Origin of the sequence: Halobiforma lacisalsi AJ5 (assembly GCF_000226975.2) — an archaeon.
Lineage (GTDB): Archaea > Halobacteriota > Halobacteria > Halobacteriales > Natrialbaceae > Natronobacterium > Natronobacterium lacisalsi.
Map to the genome: position 1 here is coordinate 1918235 of NZ_CP019285.1, position 21057 is coordinate 1939291.

24 protein-coding genes are annotated in these 21057 nt (G+C 65.5%); 14 read left to right on the forward strand and 10 right to left on the reverse strand.

The window, feature by feature from the left end:
- Positions 1-86: 86 nt before the first annotated feature.
- The 6 genes from CHINAEXTREME_RS09140 to ribB all read left to right on the forward strand — a co-directional run bounded on the left by CHINAEXTREME_RS09140 (position 87) and on the right by ribB (position 5057).
- Entirely contained in the window at positions 87-1022 is a 936-nt protein-coding gene (locus CHINAEXTREME_RS09140) for a hypothetical protein (protein WP_007143231.1), read from the forward strand.
- 120 nt (positions 1023-1142) lie between these two features.
- A complete protein-coding gene (locus CHINAEXTREME_RS09145) occupies positions 1143-1433 on the forward strand; it encodes a hypothetical protein (protein WP_007143232.1) in 291 nt (96 codons plus the stop codon).
- A gap of 54 nt (positions 1434-1487) precedes the next feature.
- Positions 1488-2522 (forward strand): 4-demethylwyosine synthase TYW1, encoded by a 1035-nt coding sequence (twy1, locus tag CHINAEXTREME_RS09150; RefSeq protein ID WP_007143233.1) that lies wholly within the window; start codon positions 1488-1490, stop codon positions 2520-2522.
- 198 nt (positions 2523-2720) lie between these two features.
- The gene (locus tag CHINAEXTREME_RS09155; RefSeq protein ID WP_007143234.1) at positions 2721-3509 is read left to right on the forward strand and encodes a DICT sensory domain-containing protein; all 789 of its coding nucleotides are present in this window, start codon (positions 2721-2723) and stop codon (positions 3507-3509) included.
- Positions 3510-3651: 142 nt separating this feature from the next.
- A complete protein-coding gene (locus CHINAEXTREME_RS09160) occupies positions 3652-4359 on the forward strand; it encodes a DUF120 domain-containing protein (protein ID WP_007143235.1) in 708 nt (235 codons plus the stop codon).
- Positions 4356-5057, forward strand: coding sequence for a 3,4-dihydroxy-2-butanone-4-phosphate synthase (gene ribB / locus CHINAEXTREME_RS09165; protein WP_007143236.1), 702 nt, complete (start codon positions 4356-4358; stop codon positions 5055-5057). The genes CHINAEXTREME_RS09160 and ribB overlap by 4 nt, the downstream gene beginning before the upstream one ends.
- A 19-nt stretch (positions 5058-5076) precedes the next feature.
- On the opposite strand, the gene CHINAEXTREME_RS09170 is transcribed toward ribB, so the two are convergent.
- Together CHINAEXTREME_RS09170 and CHINAEXTREME_RS09175 are read right to left on the reverse strand one after the other, a co-directional pair.
- Positions 5077-5451: a DUF7471 family protein gene (locus CHINAEXTREME_RS09170; protein ID WP_007143237.1), complete on the reverse strand. Its 375-nt coding sequence runs from the start codon at positions 5449-5451 to the stop codon at positions 5077-5079.
- A gap of 220 nt (positions 5452-5671) precedes the next feature.
- On the reverse strand, positions 5672-7105 hold the full coding sequence (locus CHINAEXTREME_RS09175; RefSeq protein WP_007143238.1) for an aldehyde dehydrogenase family protein: 1434 nt from the start codon (positions 7103-7105) through the stop codon (positions 5672-5674).
- 370 nt (positions 7106-7475) lie between these two features.
- On the opposite strand from CHINAEXTREME_RS09175, the gene CHINAEXTREME_RS09180 reads away from it, so the two are divergent.
- The 3 genes from CHINAEXTREME_RS09180 (at position 7476) to CHINAEXTREME_RS21445 (ending at position 9317) form a co-directional block, all read left to right on the forward strand.
- The gene (locus tag CHINAEXTREME_RS09180; RefSeq protein ID WP_029601540.1) at positions 7476-8003 is read left to right on the forward strand and encodes a winged helix-turn-helix transcriptional regulator; all 528 of its coding nucleotides are present in this window, start codon (positions 7476-7478) and stop codon (positions 8001-8003) included.
- Positions 8004-8179: 176 nt separating this feature from the next.
- Positions 8180-9109, forward strand: a complete 930-nt coding sequence (locus tag CHINAEXTREME_RS09185; RefSeq protein WP_007143240.1) for a branched-chain amino acid transaminase — start codon at positions 8180-8182, stop codon at positions 9107-9109.
- Positions 9110-9170: 61 nt separating this feature from the next.
- Positions 9171-9317, forward strand: a complete 147-nt coding sequence (locus CHINAEXTREME_RS21445; protein WP_156875539.1) for a hypothetical protein — start codon at positions 9171-9173, stop codon at positions 9315-9317.
- 28 nt (positions 9318-9345) lie between these two features.
- Here the strand turns inward: CHINAEXTREME_RS21445 and CHINAEXTREME_RS09190 are convergent, their stop codons facing one another.
- The 3 genes from CHINAEXTREME_RS09190 to CHINAEXTREME_RS09200 all read right to left on the reverse strand — a co-directional run bounded on the left by CHINAEXTREME_RS09190 (position 9346) and on the right by CHINAEXTREME_RS09200 (position 12274).
- Complete coding sequence (locus CHINAEXTREME_RS09190) at positions 9346-10644, reverse strand: DUF418 domain-containing protein (RefSeq protein WP_007143241.1); 1299 nt, start codon at positions 10642-10644, stop codon at positions 9346-9348.
- 70 nt (positions 10645-10714) lie between these two features.
- Entirely contained in the window at positions 10715-11392 is a 678-nt protein-coding gene (locus CHINAEXTREME_RS09195; protein ID WP_007143242.1) for a DUF502 domain-containing protein, read from the reverse strand.
- A 45-nt stretch (positions 11393-11437) separates the two neighbouring features.
- A complete protein-coding gene (locus tag CHINAEXTREME_RS09200) occupies positions 11438-12274 on the reverse strand; it encodes a proline dehydrogenase family protein (RefSeq protein ID WP_007143243.1) in 837 nt (278 codons plus the stop codon).
- Positions 12275-12505: 231 nt separating this feature from the next.
- On the opposite strand from CHINAEXTREME_RS09200, the gene CHINAEXTREME_RS09205 reads away from it, so the two are divergent.
- On the forward strand, positions 12506-13486 hold the full coding sequence (locus tag CHINAEXTREME_RS09205) for a D-2-hydroxyacid dehydrogenase (protein ID WP_029601541.1): 981 nt from the start codon (positions 12506-12508) through the stop codon (positions 13484-13486).
- Between the two features lie 69 nt (positions 13487-13555).
- The gene (locus tag CHINAEXTREME_RS09210) at positions 13556-14101 is read left to right on the forward strand and encodes a CDP-2,3-bis-(O-geranylgeranyl)-sn-glycerol synthase (protein WP_007143245.1); all 546 of its coding nucleotides are present in this window, start codon (positions 13556-13558) and stop codon (positions 14099-14101) included.
- A gap of 25 nt (positions 14102-14126) precedes the next feature.
- Here CHINAEXTREME_RS09210 and CHINAEXTREME_RS09215 read toward each other — a convergent pair whose 3' ends face one another.
- A complete protein-coding gene (locus CHINAEXTREME_RS09215) occupies positions 14127-15086 on the reverse strand; it encodes an alpha/beta hydrolase (protein ID WP_007143246.1) in 960 nt (319 codons plus the stop codon).
- Positions 15087-15189: 103 nt separating this feature from the next.
- Here CHINAEXTREME_RS09215 and pyrE point away from each other — a divergent pair, with 103 nt between their 5' ends.
- Positions 15190-15726 carry an orotate phosphoribosyltransferase gene (pyrE, locus tag CHINAEXTREME_RS09220; RefSeq protein WP_007143247.1) on the forward strand — a complete coding sequence of 179 codons (537 nt, stop codon included), beginning with the start codon at positions 15190-15192 and terminating at the stop codon, positions 15724-15726.
- 13 nt (positions 15727-15739) lie between these two features.
- On the opposite strand, the gene CHINAEXTREME_RS09225 is transcribed toward pyrE, so the two are convergent.
- Positions 15740-16078, reverse strand: a complete 339-nt coding sequence (locus CHINAEXTREME_RS09225) for a DUF7322 domain-containing protein (protein WP_007143248.1) — start codon at positions 16076-16078, stop codon at positions 15740-15742.
- Between the two features lie 263 nt (positions 16079-16341).
- Between CHINAEXTREME_RS09225 and thrS the strand changes: the two genes are divergently transcribed.
- Positions 16342-18324 carry a threonine--tRNA ligase gene (thrS, locus tag CHINAEXTREME_RS09230; RefSeq protein WP_007143249.1) on the forward strand — a complete coding sequence of 661 codons (1983 nt, stop codon included), beginning with the start codon at positions 16342-16344 and terminating at the stop codon, positions 18322-18324.
- 99 nt (positions 18325-18423) lie between these two features.
- Positions 18424-19134 (forward strand): phosphoribosyltransferase family protein, encoded by a 711-nt coding sequence (locus CHINAEXTREME_RS09235; RefSeq protein WP_007143250.1) that lies wholly within the window; start codon positions 18424-18426, stop codon positions 19132-19134.
- A 71-nt stretch (positions 19135-19205) separates the two neighbouring features.
- Here CHINAEXTREME_RS09235 and CHINAEXTREME_RS09240 read toward each other — a convergent pair whose 3' ends face one another.
- The 3 genes from CHINAEXTREME_RS09240 to CHINAEXTREME_RS09250 form a co-directional block, all read right to left on the reverse strand.
- Positions 19206-19658: an arsenate-mycothiol transferase ArsC gene (locus CHINAEXTREME_RS09240; protein ID WP_007143251.1), complete on the reverse strand. Its 453-nt coding sequence runs from the start codon at positions 19656-19658 to the stop codon at positions 19206-19208.
- A gap of 126 nt (positions 19659-19784) precedes the next feature.
- The gene (locus CHINAEXTREME_RS09245; protein WP_007143252.1) at positions 19785-20219 is read right to left on the reverse strand and encodes a universal stress protein; all 435 of its coding nucleotides are present in this window, start codon (positions 20217-20219) and stop codon (positions 19785-19787) included.
- A 103-nt stretch (positions 20220-20322) separates the two neighbouring features.
- On the reverse strand, positions 20323-20913 hold the full coding sequence (locus tag CHINAEXTREME_RS09250) for a 50S ribosomal protein L15e (protein ID WP_007143253.1): 591 nt from the start codon (positions 20911-20913) through the stop codon (positions 20323-20325).
- Positions 20914-21057 lie beyond the last annotated feature (144 nt).

Sequence of the window (21057 nt, forward strand, 5' to 3'; positions counted from 1 at the left end):
CGGCCGCAGCAACGGGAGCGCTCACGGCAGGGTGTATCTCTGTCTCGGTCTCCGATTCTGTTCCTAGTCCTGATTCTCAATTTCGATTGAAGGGGCTCCACATCGACAACATCGCTACAGGTCCGTCGAAATCGATCCGACAGTACCTGATCGATCCATTCGACGTCGACTCGGCGTACAGCGTCGAACTGTCGGACGAGTACAAGCGGACCAAAATCGACGAACTCGTCGACACCGGGACCGTCTCGACGAGAGGGTGGGAACTGTCCTCTCGATCGAAGTGGGGGCCGACCTGGCGCGACCAGCGGACAGCCTTCGCGTACGACGGCACGTACTATCGCGTCCGGATCGAATCGCAAGCGGCGGTCGAACGCGAACGATGGGTGTTCTACCTCGACTGGGACGATCAGAATCCGGGCGAGGACGCGACGATTATCTCGCTGTCCGATAACTCGCTCTCGAAGCAGGATCGAATGATCCTCGAGGCAGCGCAGGGGATGATCCCCTACCGGGACCGACGGGACTTCGATCCCGATCGTCCGAACCGGTTTACCGTCGTTTTCCACGAAGAACTCGACGCAGACTCGAGCAATCTAGTGCCGGACCCGCCGTTCGATTACCTCGAGCACGACGGTGAGTACTTCCGGGCGGTGAGCGAGCGAGGATCCGTCGAAAAGACGGAACAGACGTTCACCGTCGAACCCGTCGCCGAATCGTACACGGAGTACCGCCAGTACGCCGAGGACACGTATCCAGACGTGCGGTTCTCGAACGTCGACCTCTCCGAAGGGGCGGCTGAGGTACTGGACGAGGCGACCCGTGTCAACCTCACTCCTCCCGACGAGAGTGTCTACAAGGAGAAACCGCCGCTCTCGTCAGAACTGGAGGAGGTGCTGGAGCATCTCACCATCGCCGAGTACCTCGAGCCCCACGACGCGATCGACGATTCGATGCACTTCTACAACGCCGTCGCGGAGTACGGAGGTCAGTGGTACGAGTTCGATCTCAGCGTCTACCCCTGAACCGATCGCCGCCGTCCGTCGTGGGCGTCGGTGCGACGAGTGGGTCGGTCGAGTGAGATTCGAACGGCTTCGGAACGTCTTCCTCAGAACGCTTTTTGTTCGTCCGACGAACGTCGAGGTATGGTAGTCTACACGCTCGTCACGGTCTTCGGATTCCCGACGTCGGTCGGGTTGTTCGCCTGGACCTACCGGGACGCCACTCGCGTCGGCGTCTCGAGGCCGTTGCTGTGGGCCGCGGCCGTGGCGGGAGCGGTCGCGGTCGGCGTCTGTCTGTACCTCTTTACCGACGCGCCGATTCCGGGAGTCATCATGACGTCGAATACGGGGCTCGTCCTCTACGGATTCGAACGCGAGGTGACGACCGAGGACGACGAACCGGCCGAACCGGGGGCCCTTCCGGAGCGGGAGTAAGGGCCTGTCGCGGACCACACGTCTTTTGTCCGCGCCCGTCCAAGCGCGAGCAACATGAGCGACTCCGCCGATTCCGGCGTCGGCCCGGGGACCGACGCAACCGACGGTGACGACGGCGGTCCGGCACAGGTCTCGAGTCCGGACTACCACAGCGAGAACCACACGGCGGCCCAGACCTGCGGCTGGACGGCGAACGCCCTGCGCGGCGAGGGGAAGTGTTACAAGAACATCTGGTACGGCATCGAGTCCCACCGCTGTATCCAGATGACGCCCGTTGTCAAGTGCAACGAACGCTGCGTCTTCTGCTGGCGCGACCACCGGGGTCACGCCTACGAACTGGACGATGTCGAGTGGGACGACCCCGAAGCCGTCGTCGACGCCTCGATCGAACTGCAGAAGAAGCTGCTGTCCGGCTTCGGCGGCAACGACGAGGTCCCTCGAGAGGTCTTCGAGGAGGCGATGGAACCCCGCCACGTCGCGATTTCGCTGGACGGCGAACCGACGCTCTACCCCTACCTGCCGGAACTCCTCGAGGCGTTTCACGACCGCGACATCACCACCTTCCTCGTCTCGAACGGGACGAACCCCGACGTCCTGCGGGACTGTGAGCCGACGCAACTGTACGTCAGCGTCGACGCCCCCGAGCGCCACACGTTCGACCAGGTGGTCAAGGCCGTCGAGGACGACGCCTGGGAACGGCTGCTCGAGACGATGGACGTCCTCGCCGAGAAAGACGACACTCGAACGGTGCTGCGGACGACGCTCGTCAAGGGCGAGAACATGCACCACCCAGACTGGTACGCGGGCTTCTACGGGCAGGCCGACCCCGACTTCATCGAACTCAAGGCGTACATGCACGTCGGCCACTCGCAGGGGCGACTCGACCGCTCCTCGATGCCCGACCACGAGGAAGTCGCCGAGTTCGCCCGCGAGGTCGGCGAGTACATGCCCGAGTTCACGGAGTGCAAGGAGGTGCCGGCCTCTCGAGTCGCCTTGCTCTCGAAGACCAGCGACACCTGGGTCCCCAAACTGAAGAAGGACAGCGAGTTCTGGGAGCGAGACCCGGTGACCGGAACTGCCGGCGACTGATACGGATTGCTCTCCCCATGTTCCGGCGCAACCGCGACCCGGGCGACGGTTGCGTCGGGACTGGCGGACAGGAAACCGTATGAGCCCCTTCGGACTCCGCTCGAGTCGTCCGACCGTCGGTCCGCCGTCCCCGAAATCGACCCGAACCAGTCACTCGGCGAGTATTTTTAAGACGGGATCGTTCCTAGTCCCAACCGAGTGAGTCTTCGATCGTTCATCGAATCGGCGGGCTCCCCGGATCACGCCATCGCCATCGTCGGCGACGGGTCGGCTGATCCACTTACGGGCATGCTCGCCGAGACGTTCGACGAGAGCTCTATCGCCGTCGAACCGGAGAGCAGGTCGGACCTCCTCGATCCCGAGACGATCGACGACACGGACGCCGACGTCGCCGTCCTCCTCGAGGACGGGTCGCCGGTCGCGGCCTCGCCGATGCCGGAGCTGTACGAGTCGATCCTCGCGATCAACTCCGACCTGTTCGTCACCGGCGCGCGCGGCCTCGAGGAGGTCGACCTCCCCGACCTGCTCGCGAACCTCGACGAGACGCGGCTCCGGCTTCGGGGGTATCCGCTGGCGCACAAGGAGAAGCTCCTGTTGATCGTCATCTCGCGGTACGTCGAGCGACAGGCCTGGGCGGCCGATAGCGGTACGCTGCGGTCGTCGTTTCAGACGCTCACCCGACTCAACGACGAGGTCGGGACGCGCAAGGTGTACGAACGACTCGAGGACGCGCCGGTCGAGGTCCACGTCTACGGGGTCGCGGACGGCAAGCGGCCGGACCTCGACGTGGCGGTCCACACGGGAGAGGACCCGGAGTATCGGAAGGGCTGGTTCGTCGTTCACCGGCCGGCGGATCCGACCGCGCCCGACGCGACACCGGCCGCGCTCGTCTGTTACGAGGCAGAACCACGGATCTGGGACGGGTTCTGGACCTTCGACCGCGAACGGGTGGCTGCGATCGACGACTACGTCGCGACGGAGCTCTGAGCTATCCCTGCCGACACCGGTGGGTTTTTGCTTCGCTCGACGAACCATTCAGGAGGAAGTAAACTCCCGTGAACAGCATCACGGTTTTGTGATGCATACCACATCCGATACGCTTTTGGGTGGGTGGCCCAAAATCTCGGGTATGTCAACGATAACGGAGTCCGCCGTCGGCCCCGACGAAATCGCCGTGCTGAAACTCCTCGCGCTCGAAGGCGGACTCGCAGGCGACGTCAAGATTTCCTGTTCCCAGCTTGCGGATCGCCTGGATGCGTCGAACCAGACTGCCTCCCGTCGGCTCCAGCGCCTCGAGTCGGGCGACCTCCTCGAGCGCGACACCGTCAGCGATGGCCAGTGGGTCGCGATCACCGACGACGGTGAGCGTGCGCTTCGCGCCGAGTACGAGGACTACCGCCGGGTGTTCGAGGCAGACTCGGAGGTCGACCTCGAGGGAACGATCACGAGCGGCATGGGCGAAGGTCGCCATTACATCTCGCTGTCGGGCTACCAGCGCCAGTTCGAGGACCGGCTGGGGTACGAGCCGTTTCCCGGAACGCTGAACGTCGAGCTACGCGACGACAGCGTCCGGCGTCGCAGCGCCGTCTCCTCGCTCGAGCCGGTCCCCATCGACGGCTGGGAGGACGAGGACCGGACCTACGGCCCTGCGGTCTGCTATCCGGCGACGATCGAAACTGCCGACGGCGAGAGCTACGAGGGGGCACACACCATCGCGCCCGAACGCACCCACCACGACGAGGACCAGCTCGAGGTCATCGCACCCGACAGGCTCCGGGACGAACTCGGCCTCGAGGACGGGGATCACGTCACGGTCTCGGTGGGTGATCGCCGATGACCGGCACCGACCGCCACGCGGGGTCCAGCGGGTCGAACCCGCAGACATCGACGACCGACACCGTCGATCGCGCATTCGAGTCGCTCGATGCCGGTGATCCCGTGCTCGTCCACGACGCGGCCGACCGCGAGGGCGAGACGGACCTGATTTACCACGCCGACGCCGTCTCCCCCGAGGCGGTCGCGCGCCTGCGAAACGATGCCGGCGGCCTGGTCTGTGTCGCGCTCGGCCACGAGGTCGCGGAATCCTTCGAGTTGCCGTTCTACACCGAGGAGGTCGACCACCCCGCGACCGGGAGCCACGACCTCGGCTACGACGAGCGGTCGTCGTTCTCGCTGACGGTCAACCACCGCGACACCTACACCGGGATCACGGACAACGACCGCTCGCGGACGATCCGTGCGCTGGGGTCGGCCGCCGCAACGCCGGAGGAGACGGCCTTCGCCGACGAGTTCCGTGTCCCCGGACACGTCCACCTGCTGAAGGCCGCGCCGGACCTGCTCGAGCAACGCGAGGGCCACACCGAACTCGGGGTCGCGCTCGCCGAGGCAGCGGCCCTCCCGCCGGCCGTCGTGGTCTGTGAGATGCTGGACGACGAAACCGGGGAGGCCCTCTCCTCCGCCGACGCCCGAGCCTACGCCGAGCGCCACGGCTTCACCTATCTCGAGGGTCGGAACATCCTCGAGCGGTTGGGCTGAGATCGGCGGTCGGTAGCCGTCAGTCGTCGGCTTCGATTCGATCGGCCGACTGCCTGTCGGTGTTTTCTTCCGTTTCGGAGCCGGATCCGCTTCGATACACCGCATACAGCACCAACACCGCGATCGAGAAGTCGAAGCCGTGCTCGACGAGATGGTGGATCGTCATCGGTACGAGCCCGAATACCGTTCCGAGACCGACGAGCGATCGGACTACGAGCAGCCCGAGGACGACTGTAATGAGCAGGTACCGGGTCGATCGCCGGCGGGAGTAGGCGACGACGCCACAACAGAAGAGGACCGTCGTCCCGACGGCTGCCAGCACGATGACCCCGAGTAACACGGGTGCGAGCTGAGGGTCCAGCCATCCGATCTCGAGCGGGTTCGTGTGGGCCATTGCCGCTACCGTACATCGGGCGGAGAGTTACGTATGTGCTTCGGTCGTGCCACTGTCTCGAGGTGGAGATGCCACTGCTGGGGCCCGTTCGGGATGGAGAAATCGGCCGGGTAGCTCGTCATTGACTGCCTGGGGTACCGAAACGAGTCGATTCGCAACGAGAAGGGATTGTGTCGCAACCGACGACAGCCGCTACGAGAACGGCATCGTGCTGGGGCCGTCACTCCGAGAGGTTTATCGAGAGCGCTTTGGTCTGTAGATACGAATCGAGCGCTTCTAACCCCTTCTCTCGACCGATGCCACTCTTTTTCATTCCGCCGAACGGCGTCTCCTCGGAACCGCCGAACCACTCGTTCACGTAGATGCTTCCTGCGTCGATATCGCGGGCGACCCCGAGAGCCCGTTTGATGTCTCGGGAAAAGACGCCGCCAGTGAGGCCGAACTCGACGTCGTTTGCGATCTCGATCGCCTCGTCCCGGTCCGAAAACGGGATCACCGTCAAAACCGGGCCGAAGATCTCCTCCTGGGCGATTCGCATCTCCGGATCGACGTCGGAGAACACCGTCGGCCGAACGAAATACCCGTCGTCGTCTCCCGGCTCTCCGCCGGTCTTGAGCGTCGCTCCCTCGCTTATGCCGATGTCGATGTACTCGAGGACGGTTTCGTACTGGTCAGCGTTGTTGATCGGCCCCATTCCGGGATCTTCCGGCCCGTGTCCGAGGGGGTAAGATTCCGCCCGATCGACGATTCGCTCGACGAATTCGTCGTAGATCGACTCGTGAACGATCGCGCGGTCCGCGGCGGAACACACCTGCCCGGCGTTCGTGAAAATACCGACTGCGATCCAGAACACGGCGTCGTCGAGATCGGCGTCCGGGAGCACGATCGCCGGGTTCTTGCCACCCAACTCGAGCGTCACCGGCGTGATGTGTTCCGCCGCGGACTCCATGACGGCCTGCCCGGTCGGGACGCTGCCCGTGAAGGTGAGCACGTCGACCTCCTCGTGTGATGACAGTGCAGCACCGGGTTCCGTGCCACCGGTAACCACGTTTACGACGCCGTCGGGGACACCGGCGTCCCGGCAGAGCTCCGCGAGGTGTAACGCGGAAAGCGGTGTCGTCGGTGCCGGCTTGATAACAGCCGTGTTCCCCGCCACCAGCGCCGGCGCGAGTCCGCGAGCAGTCAGGTTGAGCGGAAAGTTCCAGGGAACGATCTGCCCGCTGACACCGTACGGTTCCCGAACCGTGAACGTGAACTGCTCGTCCTCGAGCGGAATGCTTTTTCCTTCGATCTTGTCGGCCGCTCCAGCATAGTACTCGAAGAACCGTGCTGCACCGTCGACATCGTGGTGGGCCTGTGTCAACGGTTTCCCCTGGTCTCGGCTCTCGAGGCGTGCGAGTTCGTCTGCGTGCTCCCGAATCTGTTTCGCGATCCGGCGACCGATCCGTGCCCGCTCGGCGGGGGCTTTCGATCGCCATGAGGGAGCGGCGTCCCGTGCGGCCGATACCGCGCGGTCGATGTCCGCGGCGGTCCCTGCCGGGACCCGCGCCAGCGACTCGCCCGTCGCGGGGTCGGTCGTTGTGATCGATTCGTCGGTCGAGGCCTCGACGGATTCACCGCCGATAAACAGGTGATAGCGTTCGTCTATTGCCATGGGTTCTCAACAGCGGACACGCATCGAGGGCCCTCATCGGGCGGCCACGCTGTACCGCTGCCAACAGGAGGATGCCCTATAACAGTATGTGTTCCTACGCCGACCTGTAAACCACTGGTGGTTACATTATGTGTGCTGCGTGCCGTGTTTGAACCCTGATGTGGTTGTCGGACCGGCGGAGTGAGAGCACTGTCGTCGTCGACGACCGGGGACCAGCCGCGGCGATCAGCCCCTCATCGGCCGGGGAACGGACTCCGCCCACGGGATCTTGTATTCGGGTCATATGACCCGTTCCCAGCCATCGGGAACGAGCAAAACCCGTTATCAGTGTACCCCGGCTAGCAGGACGTAACTCACGGGTGCGATTCCAATGACCAACACGCGACGACAGATCAGAACGCAAGTGCACGCAAACGCCGGCATCCACTTCAACGAACTCGTCAGGGAATCCGAGTTCGCGCCGGGACAGATCCAGTACCACGTCCGACGGCTGATCGACCGGGGCGACCTCGTCCGCGAGCAGTTCTACGGGCGCACTCACTACTACCCCCCGGAGTACGACGAGTGGGAACGCGCCGCGCTGGCGCTGTTTCGCCGCGAGACGACTCGCGAGATCGTCGTCTACCTGATCGAAAACGAACCCGCAGCCCCGAGTGCGGTCGCTGCGGACGTCGGGATCGCCCGAAGCACGCTCGAGTACCACCTCGACCGACTCGTCGATCACGAGATCGTCACGAAACGCTACGACGACAGCAACCGTGTCACGCTGGCGCTGGCGAACCCCGAACGGACGGGCCGGTTGCTGACCGAGGTGGAGCCGACGGTGCCGGACCGGCTGATCGACCGGTTTACCCGGCTCGTCGACGAGTTGCTCGAGGGTCCGTCGACGGTCGAGTAGGCGAGGTATCAGGGCTCGAATCGCATCCGGTACCCGTTCTCCCGTTTCTCGTTCTCCCGTTTTCGCCTTTCGTCCCGACCCGTTCGAGTCCTCGAGGGGTCGGCCGGAATCCCCACCCCCACTCGTCTTGGGAAAATCGCGAACACTTAGTACGGTGGCTTTCAACACACACCACCATGGGATTCGACGAGATGGACGTCGACACGATCTGGATGGACGGGGAGTTCGTCGACTGGGACGACGCGCAGGTCCACGTGCTCACCCACGGACTTCACTACGGCAGCGGCATCTTCGAGGGTGCACGCTGTTACGACACCGCCGAGGGGCCGGCCATCTTCCGCTGGGAGGAACACCTCGAGCGGTTCTTCCAGTCGGCCAAGCCATACGAGATGGATATCGGCTTCACCAAAGCGGAACTCACCGAGGCAACTCTCGAACTCATTCGCCGCCAGGATCTGGCCTCCTGTTACATCCGACCGATCGCCTTCTACGGCTACGAGTCGCTTGGCGTCAGCCCGGGCGACTGTCCGACGAAGACCGCCATCGCCGTCTGGCCCTGGGGCACCTACCTCGGCGAGGACGCCCTCGAGAACGGGATCGACGTGATGGTCTCCTCGTGGCGGAAACACGCCTCGAGCCAGATCCCGACCAACGCCAAGACGACGGGGCTGTACGTCAACAGCATGCTCGCGGGCGAGGAGGCCCGCCGGAACGGCTACGCGGAGGCGATCGTCCTCAACAAGGAAGGCGACGTCGCCGAAGGTCCCGGCGAGAACATCTTCCTGGTTCGTGACGGCGAGATCTACACGCCCGGGCTCTCGGAGTCGATCCTCGACGGCATCACTCGCGACACCGTCATCGAGATCGCGGAGGACCTGGGGTATACCGTCCACGACGACGCGTCCATTTCGCGTGGCGAACTCAACACGGCCGACGAGCTGTTCTTCACCGGCTCCGCGGCCGAGGTCACCCCCATCCGGAAGGTCGACAACGTCGTCGTCGGCGACGGCTCGCGCGGTCCGGTGACCGAGGAGATCCAGTCGCGGTTCTTCGAGGTCGTCGAGCGCGAGACCGACGCCTACGACGAGTGGTTCCAGTACGTCTGAGTTGAGCGTTTCCGTCGGCTCGAGCGATACGTTTATTCTGTCAACTGTGTGACAATATAGTATGGAGATTCCGGTCGACCGTCTCGGCGTCCTCGGTATCCTCGGCGTCGTCGGAGTCTGGACGAACGAGCCCGCGCTCTACGCGCTGTTCGCCAGCGACCGGACCATTACGCTCCCGGTCGGTGACCGGGACGGCGTCTCGGAGTAAACGGTTCCGGTCCCGCTCTCGCTCCCGCTCATTCGAGTCGCAGCGGCTGTCGCTCCCCGTAGGTGAGCGTCCGCCAGACCCACTCGACGGGTCCGAACCGGAATCGGTTCAGCCAGGCGACCGACAGCGGCACCTGGATCGCCCAGATCGCCACGACGACGCCCAGCAACTCGAGCCTGCTCAACTGAGCGAACAGCCCCAGACCGTGGCCGTAGAAGATCGTCGTCGCGAGGACGGTCTGGAGCAAGTAGTTCGAGAACGCAGTGCGGCCGACGGCAGACAGCGCCGTGGTTGCGACCCCGTCCGCCGCGGCTCGACAGAGCAGCATGATCCCCGACACGTACGCCAGTGCCAGCAGCACCGACCCCCAGTAGTTGAACTGGTGGGCGAACAGGAGCACTCGGACCGTCTCCCAGCCGATCAGCCCACGGTAGCCGACGCCGGCGAGGATCAGCGCTAGTCCGAGGGTGCCGCCGCCGACGAACAGCCGCCGGTAGAACCGCGTACTCCGCTCGTTCGAGAGGATGCCCCATTTGTAGAGGGCCATCCCGGCGATCATCAGGCCGCTGTAGATCCACAGTGACTCGAAGAGGAACCCGGCCGTCTGCAACGAGACGGCGGTCGGAACCCGGTGGTCCATCTGCTCGAGCCAGCCACCGCGGTAGGCGGTGATCTCCTCGTCGACAGTGCCCTCTGCCCCGTACCCGGCGATCATCCCCTGTTCGATTTCGGCCTGTGTCGCCGGATCCGCCGTCACGTACGCGGCGCCGCTCGCCAGGTACAGCAGCGACGGGATCGAGAACAGGATCAGTCCGAGGAGGAGCAGCCGCGTCGGCCGCCAGTTGCGCACGAACACGACCAGCAGGCCACACACCGCGTACGCGACGAGGACGTCGCCGTACCACAGCAAGTAGGCGTGGCCGAGCCCGATCGCGAGCAGCCAGAAAATCCGACGGAAGTGCAGCCGACGCGCCGGCTGACCCTTTCGCTCCTTCGACTCGGTAAAGAGGACGACGCCGGCCCCGAAGAGGAAGGTAAACAGCGTGACGAACTTCCGCTCGAAGAAGACGTGACTGACGAACCAGGCCGCGTAGTTCCCGCCGGAGAGGTCGCCGTACAGCGTCGGGTTGACCGTTCCGATAACCGGCAGGGCAAAGAGCCAGATGTTGACCGCGAGGATGCCCAGCAGGGCGAACCCCCTGAGGACGTCGAGACTCAGGATGCGGTCGTCGGGGTCGGTCGGTCCGCGGTCCCCGGTTCGCTCCTCGTCATCGGTTTCCGGCGGGGCGGTCCTCGAGTTCGTGGTGGGAGGATCGGCGGCAGACATGTCGCTCTGACAACCACAGTCGTTGGAGGACGAACATATAGGTTACCGAACCGATCGAGGACGTCGGGAGCTAATCGTCGTCGTCAGTTCCCTTCGCCGTTCGCTCGTCGACGACGTCGATCGGGACGCCGGCGTCCATGCCGCGCCGGTCCGCGTCGCCGAACCCTGCGCTCAGCACGCGCGTCAGCGCGTCCTCGACGTCCTCGTCGAGTTCGGTGAACCGGTCGGGGTGGACTTCGATGACAAAGCCCGTCGTGATGTTCGGCGAGGTCGGCAGGAACAGGATGTGTCGGCCGTCGTCCGTCGTCTTCCCGGTCTTGAACGCGGTCATTCGGAGGCCGTCCCACACCTCGAGTTTGACCGGTTTCTGGAGCGATTCCTGTTCCCCCAGTGCCGTTTCGGCGGCCATCTTGGACGCGTTGTAGATCACCCGCATCACGGGGACCCGGTTGACGACGTTGTCGACGAGGCGTTCGACGAGGCCGCCGATGGTCGTCCGCATGAGATAGCCGACCGAGAAGGTGAGGATCGTCACGACGGTCAGTACGACGAGCACCCGGAGCAACTGGGCGAGTTCCTCGCGGGTCTGCTGGCTCTCGATGAGCGGATAGAGCGAATCGGCCTCGAGAATGAGGCCGGGCGTAACCCCGGCCACGAGTCCGTAGAGCCAGTAGATGACGTAGAGGGTCACGAGGATCGGGCCGAGAACGATCAACCCGCTCGCGAAGTCCCGCTTCCACGAAGCCATGTAGGAGTCCTCTCACCAGGGGATAAAGAGCCCTTTCCTTTGCTTTCAACTCCCGAAGACGGCCCGGAGCGCGAACCGGATGTTCCCCTTCCGTTCCATCATGCGCCTGTAGAAGTACGACAGCCACCGGCCGCCGTAGGGGACGTACTGGTAGACGTCGTACTCCGCGGCGAGGTCGAACTGGGCGTCGGTCCTGACCCCCATGAGCATCTGAATCTCGAAGTCCGTGCCGTGTTCCTCGTGGAGGTCGATCGCGTGCTCGATGATCGCCGGATCGTGGCTGCCGACCCCGATGCCGCCGTCGAAGTGTTCGAACGCGTACTCGAGCAGGGCCTTCAGTTCGCGGTCGACGCGCTCGGTGTCGGTGTAGGCGACGTCCGCGGGTTCGTCGTAGGCCCCCTTCACGAACCGGACCTTGCCGGGGACGTCGGCGAGCCGTTCGACGTCCTCGCGGGTGCGCTCGAGGTTGGCCTGGACGCAGACGCCGACGCCGCCGTCGTGTTCGCGGGCGAGTTCCTCGTAAGCGTCCAACGTTGCGTCGGTCGTCGTGTGATCCTCCATGTCGATCCAGACGAAGACGCCGTGGTCCCGGGCGGCGTCGACGATCGACTCGAGTTCCTCGCGGAAGACGTCCTCCCCGATGTCGAGACCCAGTTGGGAGGGTTTGACCGAGATGCAAGCATCGAGGTCCGAACGGGCGATGTCGGCGACGAGCGAGCGATACTCCGCCGCGTCCGACCGGACCGGCGGGCGTTCGTCGTAGTGTTCGCCCAGCAGGTTGACGATCGCTCCGACGTCTCGCCCGTTGATCGACCGGACGTGGTCGAGCGCCTCCGCGGCGGATTCCCCGGCGACGAACCGGCTTGCGATCGGCGGGATCATACTCGATACGTCGGTCGCCAGTTATATGGAATTTGGTATAGCGGCGTCGTGCGTCGACGGACGGACCCGCGCGTTCACGGGCGGCTCCGCGCTCGAGTGACGGCGGTCCTGACTGTCGCTGCCGGGGACAGGTGGGGCGGTTTCGGGCTCGAGGGCAGGAACGGAACCGGACGGACGCGACCGGTAAGCCAAAGCCCCGTCGGGCGACACGGCCACTGCATGGACATGACCATGGACAGCGATCCGGACGTCGTCGTCCTCCGCGAGGGGACCGAGGGACTGTCGATGGACGCCTACGCCGAACGGCTACGCGAACGACTGCCCGGCAGCGACGTCGCGCTCGCCCGGACGCCCCGCGAAGAGCGCGAACTCGTCGCCGAGGCCCCGGTCGTCACCGGCATCGGGATCGACGAGGACCTGCTCGAGGCCGCCGACGAACTCGAGTTGTTCGCCGCCACCTCGGCGGGGACCGAGCACCTCCCCAAGGACGCGCTCGCGGCCCGCGGTGTCACCGTCACCAACGCGGGCGGGATCCACGCGCCGGGGCTCGCCGAACAGGCGCTCGGCAACATGCTGGTCTTCGCCCGCCGACTCCACGAGGGCTGGCGACGCAAACGAAACGGCGAGTGGCGCCACTTCCAGTCGGGCGAGTTTACCGGCAGCACCGTCACCGTCCTGGGGTTGGGCTCGATCGGGCAGGCGCTCGTCCAGCGGCTCGAGGGGTTCGACGTCGAGACGATCGGCGTCCGCTACACCCCCGAGAAGGGCGGCCCGACCGACGAGGTCGTCGGCTTCGACGAGGCGGCGATCCACGACGCCCTCGCCCGCAGCGAGTACGTCGTCGTCGCCTGCCCGCTGACCGACACGACCCGCGGGCTGATCGGCGAGGCCGAACTCGCGACGCTGCCGCCGGAAGCCGTCCTCGTCAACGTCGCCCGCGGGGGAATCGTCGACACCGACGCCCTGGTCGCGGCCTTACAGAAGAACAAGATCCGTGGGGCCGCGCTCGACGTCACCGATCCCGAGCCGCTGCCCAACGATCACCCGCTGTGGGACCTCGAGAACTGTCTCATCACGCCCCACACGGGCGGTCACACGCCGAAACACTGGGATCGAATGGCCGACATCGTCGCGCACAATGTCGACGCGCTCGAGGCGGGCGACGGGACCGAGGCGTTCCGGAACGTCGTCGTCGCGCCCGACTCGAGCTAACGCGAGTCGGGGCCGGCGTCGGATTCCGAACCACCGGCGATTAAGACCCGCGGGTTCGTCCCCGCGGATATGACACTACTCGAGACGGTCGTGATCGCGTTCTGGGCGATGTTGCCCGCCTACGTGCCGAACAACGCCGCGGTTCTCGCGGGGGGCGGCCAGCCCATCGACGGCGGACGAACGTGGGGTGACGAGCGCGTCCTCGGCGACGGGAAGACCTGGCGCGGCACCGCGGCGGGGATCGCCGCCGGACTGGCGCTTGCGGGCGTGTTGACGCTGCTGGCCGACGACGTCGGCGCGGCGCTCGGGTTCGCGGTCCCGGCGTTCGAACCGCTGGCCGCGCTGGGACTGGCCGCCGGGGCGATGCTCGGCGACATCCTCGCGTCGTTCCTCAAGCGCCGCACGGGTCGCCAGCGCGGGGCAATGTTCCCCGGCCTCGACCAGCTTGACTTCGTGGTCGTCTCGCTGCCGCTCACGGCGCTGCTGGCGACCGAGTGGTTCCTCGAGTGGTTCACCTGGGACGTGATCCTCGTCGTCGTCGTGCTCACGCCCGTGTTGCACGTGACGACGAACGTGGTCGCGTACAATCTCGGGCTGAAGGACGAACCCTGGTAGTCCGGCCGTCGCCTCTCCGTTTTTGCTACTCGAGCGCGTCCCGGAGATCCGTCACGGCGTCGTCGTAGGCCTCGTGGGCGCGCTCCAGGTCGATCGGGCCGCCGACCATCGAGAAGAACCCGTGGACGACGTCGTCGTAGTGGTGATGCGCGACCGGAACGCCCGCGTCCTCGAGGCGGTCGGCGTAGGCCCCGCCGTCGTCACGCAGGGGGTCGAACCCCGCGGTGACGACCGTCGCGGGCGGCAGGTCCGACAGGTCGTAGGCGCGACGAGGGAGCGCGTAGACGTTCCCCCGGTCGACCTCGTCGGCGAAGTACTGCTCGCCGAACCAGTCGACCTCGTCGGCGGTCAGGAAGTACCCCTCGGCGTTTTCCTCGTAGGCCGCGGTTGCGGTGACGTCGCCCGTGCTCGGGTAGATCAGCAACTGGTATGCCGGCTCGGGATCGCCGTGATCGCGCGCGAAAAGCGCCGTCGCGGCCGCGAGGTTCCCGCCCGCGCTGTCGCCCGCGAGGGCGATCCGATCCGGATCGGCCTCGAGGTCGGGCGCGGCCTCGGCCGCCCACTCGAGGGCGGCGTAGCAGTCCCGTAGCGCCGCGGGGAAGGGGTGTTCGGGTGCGAGCCGGTAGTCAACGCTGACGACGGGGTAGCCCGACTCGTCGGCGAGTTTCCGGCAGGTCACGTCGTGGGTCTCGAGGCCTCCGATCACCCAGCCCCCGCCGTGGAAGTAGAGGACGAGCGGTTCGTCCGCGGGCTCTGCTCGCGGCTCGTAGTACCGGATCGGCAGGTCGCCGTCCGGGCCGTCGATCGTCCGGTCCTCGACGCTCTCGAGGCCGATCTCCGCCCCGGCCCCGACCTGGAGCTGTTCGAACAGCTCTCGGGCCTCCGCGGGCGAGACCTCCTCGAAGTCGGGGACGTCGACCGACTCGTACATGCGGAGAAACGACTGCACGTCGGGGTGGGGTTCGTCGGCGCGCGGGAGTGTCATCGAACGAATGGTTTCGTCGCCGGCGCAAAAAGGTAGGGTTGCCGGCAGCGACGGTCGGGCCGTTCCACACCGCTTATTTCGGTGGCGCGCGCCCCTTCGAGCGATGACGACCCAGGACACCCAGGACCTCATCGACGCGCTCCGGAACGCCGACGCCGTCCAGTTCGGCGAGTTCGAACTCTCCCACGGCGGCACGAGCGAGTACTACGTCGACAAGTACCTCTTCGAGACGGACCCGACCTGTCTCGAGGCCGTCGCCGAGGCCTTCGCCGACCGCGTGGGCGACGACGACAAACTCGCCGGCGTCGCGCTGGGTGCGGTTCCGCTCGCGGCGGCGACGAGCGTCGCGGCCGACGTTCCTTACGTCATCGCGCGCAAGCAGCGCAAGGAGTACGGCACCGGAAACCTGATCGAGGGTCGACTCGAGGAGGGCGAGGAGGTCGTCGTCTTAGAGGACATCGTGACGACGGGGACGAGCCTGGTCGAGGCCATCGAGGCGCTGCGCGAGGCCGGCGCGACGGTAGACCGCGCGCTCGTCGTCGTCGACCGGGAGGAGGGCGGCCGCGAGAACGTCGAGGACGCCGACGTCGAGATGGAGTCGCTGGTGACCGCGAGCGAGTTGCTGGCCGATCGGGACTGATCGCCGCCAGCGGTCACTGCCGGGCCCTGTACCGGCGGTAGACGGCTACCGAGAGTACGAGCACCAGAACCCCGCCGGCGGTCAGCGCTCCGCCGACGACCCACTGGCCCCGAAAGCCGATCAGCATCGGGCCGAGGGCCGCGGCGAACACCCCGGCATGGACGAGGACACCGACGGTGACGAACGCGAGCAGGGTCGCCCGATCGATCGACGACATTGCCGCCTCGAGGTCGTCGTCGCCGCCCGGGCCTTCGTTTCCGGACCCGTCGAACGGATCCTCGAGCGGGTCGCCGGCGAAGGGATCCTCGAACGGGTCTTCGAACGGATCGTCGTCCGATGGGTCCAGGAGCACGGTGGAGTTTCTCGGCCCGTGGAGAAACCCGTTGGGCCAACAGGCCCGGGCCGTCGGGACCGCGTTCCATCACAACGCTTTTATTCCGCTCGAGACTACGCGTAGCCACGATGGTAGGTGTCCGCTTTACAGGGGCTTTCGCCCGCTTCTAACCACTCACACCTACCGCTCGCTGTGTTTGCGATCGCGACCGCACACAGCGCGGCGGCGAGCGCGGACGCCCGACCGAACTTCTCACCGAAGTTCCCAACCTAGCTACAGCTATGTCAGAACCAGAACCAGAACCAGAAGCAGAACCAGAAGCAGACTCACAGGAACGGATCGCAGTAGTACTGCCCGACGGCTCCGAACTCGAGGTCGACGCCGACGCGACCGTCGAGGACTGCGCCTACGAGATCGGGCCCGGTCTCGGCAGCGACACCGTCGCCGGCAAACTCGACGGCGACCTCGTCGCCAAGGAGGAACCCGTCTACGACGGCGCGGAACTCGAGATCATCACCGACGACGGCGGCGAGGAGTACCTCCGCGTGATGCGCCACTCCGCCTCGCACTGTCTCGCCCAGGCCGTCGAGCGGCTGTACGACGCCGAGGAGGTCAAACTCGCGATCGGTCCGCCGACGGACGAGGGCTTCTACTACGACTTCGACAACCTGGACGTCGACGAGGACGACCTCGAGGAGATCGAGGCCGAGATGGAGGAGATCGTCGAGGCCGACTACGAGATCGAACGCGAGGACGTCTCGATCGAGGAGGCCGAAGAACGGCTCTCGGACGAACCCTACAAACTCGAACTACTCTCCGAGTTCGCCGACGAGAACGATCAGGTCTCGTTCTACAAGCAGGGCGAGTGGGAGGACCTCTGTGCCGGCCCGCACGTCGACTCGACGGGCGAGATCGGCGCAGTCGAACTGCTCGAGATCGCCGGCGCCTACTGGCGCGGCGACGAGGAAAACGAGATGCAGACCCGTATCTACGGCACCGCGTTCGAGGACGAGAGCGATCTCGAGGAGTTCCTCGAGCGGAAACGGGAGGCCGAGAAGCGCGACCACCGGCGGATCGGCAACGAAATGAACCTCTTCTCGATCCAGGACGTCACCGGCCCCGGCCTCCCGCTGTATCACCCGCCGGGCAAGACCGTCCTCAAGGAACTCGAGGACTTCGTCGAAGATCTGAACAAAGAGGCGGGCTACGACTACGTCGAGACGCCCCACGTCTTCAAGACCGACCTCTGGCACCGCTCGGGCCACTACGAGAACTACGCCGACGACATGTTCATCTTCGACGTCGGCGACGACGAGTTCGGCCTGAAGCCGATGAACTGTCCGGGCCACGCCGCCATCTTCCAGGACCAGTCCTGGAGCTACCGCGATCTCCCCATTCGGTACGCCGAGAACGGCAAGGTGTATCGGAAGGAACAGCGCGGCGAACTGTCCGGCCTCTCCCGCGTCTGGGCCTTCACCATCGACGACGGCCACCTGTTCGTCCGCCCCGACCAGATCGAACAGGAGGTCGAGCAAATCATGGGGATGATCACGGACGTCCTCGAGACGTTCGACCTCGAGTACGAGATGGCGCTTGCCACCCGCCCCGAGAAGTCCGTCGGGAGCGACGAGATCTGGGAGAAAGCGGAGGACCAGCTCCGGAGCGTTCTCGAGGACCACGGCCACGAGTACGAGATCGAGGAGGGTGACGGCGCCTTCTACGGGCCGAAGATCGACTTCGCGTTCGAGGACGCGATCGGCCGCTCGTGGGACGGCCCCACGGTCCAACTCGACTTCAACATGCCCGAGCGGTTCGACCTCTCCTACGTGGGCGAGGACAACGAGGAACACCGCCCCGTGATGATCCACCGCGCGCTGTACGGCAGCTACGAGCGGTTCTTCATGATGCTTATCGAGCACTTCGAAGGGAAGTTCCCGCTCTGGCTCGCGCCCGAACAGGTCCGCGTGCTGCCGATTTCCGACGAGAACCTCGAGTACGCCCGCGAGGTCGCGGTGGAGTTCGACGACTTCCGCGTCGAGGTCGACGACCGCGACTCCACCTTAGAGCGCAAGATCCGCGCGGCCCACGACGATCGGGTCCCCTACCAGATCATCGTCGGCGACAACGAGGAGGAGGCCGGCAACATCTCGGTGCGTGACCGCTTCGAGGACCAGGAGTACGACGTCGAGATCGAGGCGTTCAAGGAGCATCTCGAGGCCGAACGCGACGAGCAACGGTCCCAGCCCGACTTCCTGCAGGACTGACGGCGGGAGCTCACCGGCTCCGTTTCGAACCACGTTTGTGGATACCAAACCACGCCCGGTGATCGAAATACCCATACTTGCGGAATCGTGCATACCTATATGAACCGCGCCGAGAAGGCCGCCCTCCAGTTGCGGGCGGTCGACGTGTTGCGAATGCTCAAGGAGACCCGGACGTACGAGGAACTCGCCGAGACGACGGGGCTCCCTGCGGGCGACCTCAACCGCTATGTCAACGGCCACGTCCTCCCGGGCACGGATCGTGCCCGCGAGGTCGTCGAGGAACTCGGCCGCGAGGCGCTGGCCGGCGAACTCGACGCCCGCATCCGGGTCGACGACGAGGGGTACGTCGATAACTCCGAGACCGTCTTCGACCAGTCCTTCCTTGATCTCGTCGCGCCCGTCGTCGCCAACGGCTTCGACTTCGGCCGCCCGGACGTCGTGCTCACCGCGGCGACCGACGGAATCACCCTCGCCGCTTCGCTGGCCAGTTACTACGGGACTCGCTGTGCTTACGCGAAAAAGAGCAAGGAGACCGCCGTCGAGGAGTTCATCGAGGCCCGCGAACGGCTCCAGTCGGGGATCGAACTCACCTACTATCTTCCAGCGGGAGCCATCGACGCCGGTGAATCCGTCCTCGTCGTCGACGACCTCATTCGCTCGGGCGAGACGCAGGAACTCCTGCTCGATATCGTCGACGCCGCCGACGCCGAGGTCGCCGGCGTGTTCGCTCTCATCGCCGCCGGTAACGACGGAATCGAACGCGCCCGTGAACGTACCGACGCGCCGGTCGGCTCGCTGACGACCGTCTGAAACCACGCCGCCGCCTCGATACCCGTCTTCTCCACGAGCGAGCGACCCCGTTTCGACGTTTCCAGGGACAGTCACCCCTCGTGTTCGGCTTCGACCGTCCCCTCCGACTCGAGTTCGTCGAACAGCGCCGACACCCGCTCGCGTACCTCCTCGCGGATCTCCCGGACGCGCTCGAGGTTCTCTTCACCCGGGTCCGGGAGGTCCCAGTCCCGAACGTCCACCCCGGCGTCGAGTTCCAGCGTCGAACACCCCATCGTCGCGACGCGATCGCAGGTCTCGAGCGTCTCGGTCGAGACTTCCTGGGGCGTGCGGTCCGAGAGATCGAATCCCTCTTCGGCCATCGCCTCCGCGACTACCTCGTGTACGTCGTCGGCCGGGTGGGTTCCGCCGGTGACGATCTCGAGGTCCTCGAGGCCGCGATCCGCTTTCTCGCGCTCGGCGTAGGCAGTTGCCATCTGGCTTCGTCCCGCGTTCCGGACACAGACGAAGGCGATTCGTCGACCGGAGTCCGATTCGGTGTCCATATGCGAGAGGACGGCCGTCGCTTACCTAACGGTTCGTATGTGTGATACTGTGGGATACGTACGCACGGGTTTCTCACTGTCGGAGCGAGTGGCGACTCGATCCGGTTCGAGGACCCGGAGACGGAGTTACCGGACGATCGTTACCGGCACCGGCGACCGTCGGGCGACCGTCTCCGCGACGCTGCCGAGCAGAATCCGACTCGCACCCGTCCGACCGTGACTCCCGATGACGATGTGGCCGACGTCGTGTTCGCCCGCGTAATCGACGATCGACTGGGAGACGCCGCCCACGACTTGGTCCGTCTCGATCTCCCGGTCGTACTCAGCGGCCTCCCGGCGGGCCTGCTCGAGGATGTTGTCGGCCTGGGTCTCGTGATGTTTGCGGATCTCGTCGTAGTTGGCCATCGCACCGCCTTCGATCCCCGTCGCTGCGTAGAAGTCGCCGGGATCGAGGACGTGAATCGCAGTGATCTCGGCGTCCGGATACTCCGTGCAAGCGAACTCGAGGGCCTGAGTCGACCGTTCCGATTCGTCGACAGGAACGAGGACGTGATCGGTCATACTCGACTGTACTCCACGTTGCCGCTTAAGTATCGGGTGTAACTACTGCTTGCCGGGAACTCCGATAAAAAACGCGATGTATAGCGACGCCGGTGAGCCGACGTTACTTCGCTCGACCCTGACCGCCCGTGTTGGACGGTCGGACCTTCTCGGCACCTTTGCCGCGGTTGTTCAGACCGCGGTTGTCCTTGCCCGCGTTGGTCAGCCCGCGGAAGGCACGGTTCCGGTGGGCGTCGTCGCAGATCCAGTTGAGGTCGTCGTCGTTCTCGATCGCCGGGTGGTTCGGATCCACGAGGATCACTTCGAACCACTTCTGGGAGCCGTCTTCGCCGACCCAGTAGCTGTTGAGCACCCGCAGGTTGGGGTACTTCCGGGAGACGCGCTCCTCGCCGATGCGCTGGATGTTCTTGCGCCGCCCGATGCGGTTGACACCCTGGCGCTTCGATCGGCGGCCGGCGGTGAACCGTTCCTTCCGGGCGGTCCCCTTGCGGACCGAGACCCGGGTCACGACGATGCCCTGCTTGGCCTTGTAGCCGAGTTCGCGGGCCTTGTCGAGTCGCGTCGGGCGTTCGATCCGCTCGATCGCGCCCTGTTCGCGCCATTCCTGTTTTCGCTGCCACTGCAGTTCCCCGAGTTTGCCCTCGTCGGGGTCCTTCCAGGCGTCCTTGATGTGAGAGTAGAAGCTTTTTGCCATGGTTATCACCCGCGGGCGTTTCCTGGTTCAATCCCGAAGGGGATCACATCCCGACCTGTGGCGGCGTCGGTGCCGAACAGGTGCCCGCTGGCGCCCGCGACCCAGCGAGTCGTCGAAACGTACTCAGCGGCGGTGTATAAGCGC